General features: G+C 72.9%; 5 protein-coding genes. 2 read left to right on the plus strand and 3 right to left on the minus strand.

Translation table 11 applies throughout. From position 1 onward, the window contains the following. Together rsmA and DKL51_RS02275 are read right to left on the minus strand one after the other, a co-directional pair. Positions 1-755 (minus strand): 16S rRNA (adenine(1518)-N(6)/adenine(1519)-N(6))-dimethyltransferase RsmA (rsmA, locus tag DKL51_RS02270; protein WP_124811664.1); only part of this gene is annotated, 755 nt, incomplete at its 3' end. Positions 756-787: 32 nt separating this feature from the next. Next, positions 788-1,687, minus strand: coding sequence for a TatD family hydrolase (locus tag DKL51_RS02275; protein WP_109964448.1), 900 nt, complete (start codon positions 1,685-1,687; stop codon positions 788-790). A gap of 82 nt (positions 1,688-1,769) precedes the next feature. Here DKL51_RS02275 and DKL51_RS02280 point away from each other — a divergent pair, with 82 nt between their 5' ends. Both DKL51_RS02280 and DKL51_RS02285 read left to right on the plus strand, forming a co-directional pair. Continuing rightward, positions 1,770-3,020: a hypothetical protein gene (locus DKL51_RS02280; protein ID WP_109948240.1), complete on the plus strand. Its 1,251-nt coding sequence runs from the start codon at positions 1,770-1,772 to the stop codon at positions 3,018-3,020. Positions 3,021-3,078: 58 nt separating this feature from the next. Further along, a complete protein-coding gene (locus DKL51_RS02285) occupies positions 3,079-3,930 on the plus strand; it encodes an alpha/beta fold hydrolase (RefSeq protein ID WP_109948241.1) in 852 nt (283 codons plus the stop codon). A gap of 58 nt (positions 3,931-3,988) precedes the next feature. Here DKL51_RS02285 and metG read toward each other — a convergent pair whose 3' ends face one another. Then, a complete protein-coding gene (metG, locus tag DKL51_RS02290) occupies positions 3,989-5,791 on the minus strand; it encodes a methionine--tRNA ligase (protein WP_109948244.1) in 1,803 nt (600 codons plus the stop codon). Positions 5,792-6,095 lie beyond the last annotated feature (304 nt).

Genomic DNA, 6,095 nt, shown 5'->3' on the forward strand with positions numbered 1-6,095 from the left:
GCGGCCCGGTCCGCGCCGCCGGCCCAGCCGGCGAGGGCCCCGCGCAGGGTCTTGCGACGCTGGGCGAACGCCGCGTCCACCACGGCGAAGACCTGCTCCCGGGCCACGTCGGCGCGGGGCGGCTCCCGGCGGGTGAAGGCGACCAGGCCGGAGTCGACGTTCGGCACCGGCCAGAAGACGTTCGGCGGAACCTTGCCGGCGGCCCGGGCGCGGGCGTACCAGGCGAGCTTGACCGACGGGATGCCGTACACCTTGGAGCCGGGACCGGCGACGAGCCGGTCGGCGACCTCCTTCTGCACCATCACCAGGCCGTGGCGGAGGCTCGGCAGCTCGGCGAGGAGGTGCAGCACCACCGGCACCGCGACGTTGTAGGGCAGGTTGGCGACCAGCGCGGTCGGCGCCGGGTCGGCCAGCTCGGCGGCGCGGATCCGCAGCGCGTCGGCCCGGTGCACGGTGAGCCGGCCGGCGTCCGGTCCGGCGTGCCGGACGGCGGTCTCCGGGAGCGCGCCGGCCAGCGTCGGGTCGATCTCCACGGCGTGCACGTGCGCGGCGACCGGAAGCAGGGCCAGGGTGAGCGAGCCGAGCCCGGGGCCGACCTCCAGCGCCACGTCGTCCGGGGCCAGGCCGGCGGCGGTGACGATCCGGCGGACCGTGTTCGGGTCGTGCACGAAGTTCTGGCCGAGCTTCTTGGTGGGGGCGACGCCGAGGCGGGCGGCGAGTTCCCGGATCTCCGCCGGGCCGAGGAGACCGGTCACGCCCCGTAGCGTAGCGGCGGGTTCCGGTCCGCTCACCACGGGCCGAAGACGCGGTCGCCGGTCGCCGAGATCGCCGCGCAGAGCTCGTCGAGGTCCGTCCCGGTGGTCGCGGCGAGCGACCGGACGGTGAGCGGGATCAGGTACGACGCGTTCGGCCGTCCCCGGTGCGGCATCGGGGTCAGGTACGGCGCGTCGGTCTCCACGAGCAGCTGGTCGATCGGGGTGACCGCGGCGGCCTCGCGCAGCGCGGCCGCGCTGCCGAAGGTGACCGTGCCGGCGAAGCTGAGCAGGTAGCCGCGGCGGACGCACTCGGCGGCGAACTCGGCGTCGCCGGAGAAGCAGTGCAGCACCACGGTGTCCGGGGCGCCCTCGTCGTCGAGGATGCGCAGCACGTCGGCGTGGGCGTCCCGGTCGTGGATGACCAGCGCCTTGTCGTACCGCTTGGCGATGGCGATGTGCGCGCGGAAGCTCTCCTCCTGCGCGGCCCGCCCCTCGTCCCCGGTACGGAAGAAGTCCATCCCGGTCTCGCCGACACCGCGTACCCGGTCCCGGGCGGCGAGCGCCTCGATCTCGCGCAGCGCCTCGTCCAGGTCGGCCACTCGGGGCGCCTCGTTCGGGTGCAGCGCCACGGTGGCCAGCACCGGGGCGTACTTGTCGGCGACGTCGGCGCTCCACCGGGAGGAGTCGAGGTCGACGCCGACCTGGACCAGCCGGTCCACGCCGACCCCGGCGGCCACCTCGATGGCGGCGGCGACCGGGTCCTCGGCGCTGCCGCCGCCGGGCACCCCGACCTCGCTGACGGTGATGTCCAGGTGGGTGTGGCTGTCCAGCACGGGACGGGGCAGCGGCTCGGGGGCGGGCGGGAACTCGCCGGCCCGGCGGGCCGCCCGCTGCTTGCGGGATTCGTTCTGCTCGGTCATCGCCGCCAGCATCACACACCGCCGTCAGGGCACGTTCCCTGACCGCCATCGACTGTTCACGTGTTGGGCATCTGTAGCGCTTAGCGTGCCGCGAGTGAGCGTCACCCCTCAGGGCACCGGCACCGCCTCGGAGCGGACCGGGCTGCACGTGACGTACGACGGCCGGGTCCACCCGGCGGAGGAGATCGCCCGGGGCGCGGCGTACGAGCTGTTCAGCGGCGACGAGGTGCCCGGTTTCGAGTGGGCGCCCCGACCCGGCGCGCCACTGCCGTGGCGGAAGTTCGTGCACGTCACCGAGGTGGCCGCGGTGCACGGGGCGGCGGAGCCGGCCGAGGAGGCGGAGACGCCGCTGCTGGTGCCGCTGCACCGGGAGCGGGGCTGGGCGCAGGTGCACCAGCTCAGCCAGCAGCCGGCCGCGGCCGCTGATCCGGTGCTCGCCGCGGTCCGCGGCTCGGCGGTGATCCGGCCAGGCACCCGGATGGTCAAGGTGCTCTCCGCCCGGCAGCTCGCCGGGTACGTGCGGGGCTGGCTGCCGCACGGCTTCTGTTACCGGGAGCACGACGTGGCGCACCTGCGGACGCCGGCCGCGCTGGCGGTGCTCCGGGCGGACGGCGAGGGTGGCCAGGACGGCACCGACGTGGCGTACGCGCTGCGCTGGCGGGCCGCCGGCGCGGACGACTACGACGTACCGGTCGGCGAGGCGCACCGGGGCCTGACCGCGCTGCCGCCCCGGGACCGGGTCGGGCCGCCGGTGCTGGGCACCGGGTTCGTGCCGAGCAACGCCCAGCTCATCCCGGAGTTCGTCACCCGGGACTTCGCCGACCTGCCGATGCCGGCGAACGCCACCCTGCTCGCCTACCCGGCGGAGGGGGTGGAGGTGGCGCTCTACAGCTATCAGGCGGAGCAGCGGGGCTGGCTGCGGATGGTCGGCCCGCAGTGGCGTCACCTGCTCGCCGCGGTGCCGGAGCTCTCCCCCGACCAGGAGTACGTGCCGACCGGGGAAGCGCCCCGCTCCACCCAGCTCGTCGGCGCGTACGCCGGCGGCGAGTACGAGGCGGTGGCCGACCTGCCGGGCGGCTTCCGGGTGCTGGCGATGACCCGGGCGGCCCGCTACCCGGTGGACGCGGCGGCCCGGCGGGTGCGCCACGCCGCCTGGCGGGGAGTCCCCTGCCTGGTGCTCCGGGAAGAGGCGGGCTGGCTGCGGTTGCGGCTGTGCCGGCCGGACCCGGACGCAGTGGTCGCGACCGGGGCGCAGTGCCACGAGCGGGGCGTCTACGAGACCTGGGCGCCGGGCGCCGAGGTGACCGACGACCGGGTGGTGGACCTGCCGTACCGGCTGGCATAACGGGGCACGGATCGGGAAAGCGTGGGCCGTCTGACACGCACCGCATCAGGAGACCCGCATGCCTTTCATCACCGTGGGGACGGAGAACTCCGCCCCCATTGACCTGTACTACGAGGACCACGGCTCCGGCCAGCCGGTGGTGCTCATCCACGGCTTCCCGTTCAGCGGCGCCACCTGGGAGAAACAGGTTCCCGCGCTGCTCTCGTCGGGCTACCGGACCATCACCTACGACCGGCGCGGTTTCGGCAACTCGGCCCAGCCCGCCATGGGGTACGACTACGACACCTTCGCGGCCGACCTCGACGTGCTGATGACCGAGCTGGACCTGCGGAACGCGATCCTGGTCGGCCACTCGATGGGTACCGGCGAGGTGACCCGCTACCTCGGCGCATACGGCTCGGGTCGGGTGCAGCGGGCAGTCCTGCTCGCCCCGCTCGCGCCGTTCCTGCTCAAGACCGGGGATAACCCGGAGGGAGTCGAACAGAGCCTCTTCGACGGGTTCAAGCAGGCCATCCAGGCGGACCGGTTCGCCTTCCTCACCCAGTTCTGCAACAACTTCTTCAACTGGGAGCAGAACAAGGGGAAGCTGGTCACCGAGGAGGCGTACCGGGCGCACTGGCAGATCGGCGCGCGGGCCTCAGCGCTCGCGACCTTGCAGTCCGTGGACGCCTGGCTGACCGACTTCCGGGGCGACGTGTCCCGGATCGACGTGCCGGTGCTGATCGTGCAGGGCGACCAGGACGCGGTGCTGCCGTATCCGAACACCGGGCAGCGGTTGCAGCCGATGTTGGCGGGCAGCCAGTTGATCACGTTGAAGGGCGCACCGCACGGCACCCCGTGGACGAACGCCGCCGACGTCAACAAGGCGATCCTGGAGTTCACCGGCGCCCCGGCGATGGCCCGCGCCTGACCGGACAACCGCGGTACGGCCCCGGGGATCCCCCCGGGGCCGTACCGGCGTGCGTGGGTCAGCCGGCCAGCCGGGCCAGCTCCTCCTCGACGATGGACGGGTCGAGCTTGCGGAACACCGGCTTCGGCGGGGCGAGGGGGCGGCCTGCCTCCAGCGGTACGGACTCCCAGCGCACGCCCACGGTGTAGTCGCCGGTCAGCACCGGGTACGCCGGCCCGCCGTCGAGGTCCTCGACCTCCTCGATCACCGGCATCGGCGCGTGGACGCCGGTGCCGCCGAGCAGCTCGTGGATCTTCTGGGCGGAGTGCGGCAGGAACGGGGTGAGCAGCGTGTTGGCGTCGCTGACCACCTGGAGGGCGACGTGCAGGATGGTGCCCATCCGGGGCTTGTCGTCCTCGCCCTTGAGCTTCCACGGGGCCTGCTCCGACAGGTACTTGTTGGCCTCGGCGACGACCTTCATCGCCTCGCCGATGGCCTGCTTCTGCCGGTGCCGGGCGATCAGGTCGCCGACGACGGTGAAGCCGGCCTTCGCGGTGGCGAGCAGCGCCTCGTCGTCCTCGGTGAGCCCGGCCGGGTCGACCGGCGGGATCGCCCCGAAGTTCTTCGCCGCCATCGAGATGGAGCGGTTGACGAGGTTGCCCCAGCCGGCGACCAGCTCGTCGTTGTTGCGGCGGAGGAACTCGGCCCAGGTGAAGTCGGTGTCGTTGCTCTCCGGGCCGGCGACGGCGATGAAGTAGCGCAGCGCGTCGGCGTCGTACCGCTCCAGGAAGTCCCGGACGTAGATGACCACCTTGCGGGACGAGGAGAACTTGCGCCCCTCCATGGTCAGGTACTCGCTGGAGACCACCTCAGTGGGGAGGTTGAGCCGGCCCAGCTCGCCCGGCTCGCCGTCCCGGGAGCCCTCGCCGGAGTAGCCGCCGAGCAGCGCCGGCCAGATCACCGAGTGGAAGACGATGTTGTCCTTGCCCATGAAGTAGTAGCCGCGGGCGTCCTTGCCCTCGCCGTCGGCGGACCACCACTTGCGCCAGGCCTCCGGGTCGCCGGTGCGGCGGGCCCACTCGATGGAGGCGGACAGGTAACCGATCACCGCGTCGAACCAGACGTAGATCCGCTTGTCCGGCCGGTCGCGCCAGCCGTCGAGGGGGATCGGCACCCCCCACTCCAGGTCACGGGTGATGGCCCGGGGCTGGAGGTCGTCGAGCAGGTTCTTCGAGAAGCGCAGCACGTTGGGGCGCCAGCCCTCCCGGGCGTCCAGCCACTGCCGCAGCGCGTCGGCCAGGGCGGGCAGGTCCAGGAAGAAGTGCTCGGTCTCGACGAACTCGGGCGTCTCGCCGTTGATCTTCGACTTGGGGTTGATCAGGTCGATCGGGTCGAGCTGGTTGCCGCAGTTGTCGCACTGGTCGCCGCGGGCGCTGTCGTACCCGCAGATCGGGCAGGTGCCCTCGATGTACCGGTCGGGCAGGGTCCGGCCGGTGGACGGGGAGATCGCGCCCACGGTGACCTTGGGGACGATGTAGTTGTTGCGGTACAACCCCTGGAACAGCTCCTGCACCACCGCGTAGTGGTTGCGGGTGGTGGTCCGGGTGAACAGGTCGTACGACAGCCCCAGCGCCCGCAGGTCCTCGGCGATCACCCGGTTGTACCGGTCGGCCAGCTCGCGCGGGGTGACCCCCTCGGCGTCGGCCTGCACCTGGATCGGCGTGCCGTGCTCGTCGGTGCCGGAGACCATGAGCACGTCGTGGCCGGCCATCCGCATGTACCGGGCGAACACGTCGGAGGGAACGCCGAAACCGGATACGTGGCCGATGTGGCGCGGGCCGTTGGCGTACGGCCAGGCCACCGCCGCGAGAACGTGACTCATGAGCAGCAAGCCTAGTGACCGCGTCGGGCCGCCCGCGAATCAATAGGCGTCCCGGTGCGGCGGGTGGTGCCGGAAGCCGTCCGCACCCCGTCCGATTTGTCGCCGACACGCGGCCTGAGCTGCCCGGCGCGGCCCCCGTACCGGTGTCAAATTGACGTCGTGACCAGCAGTCGAGCGGCACCGGAGCACGACGGCCCGTTCGCCGGCACCGGTCGGCCGGGGCCGGTCGCCCCACCGCCCCGGGTGCCGGTCCGACCGCGCTGGCACCGGCGGCGGCCGGTACTCGCCACCCGGACGCCGCCGC

Source organism: Micromonospora globispora (genome assembly GCF_003857015.1).
Taxonomy (GTDB): domain Bacteria; phylum Actinomycetota; class Actinomycetes; order Mycobacteriales; family Micromonosporaceae; genus Micromonospora; species Micromonospora globispora.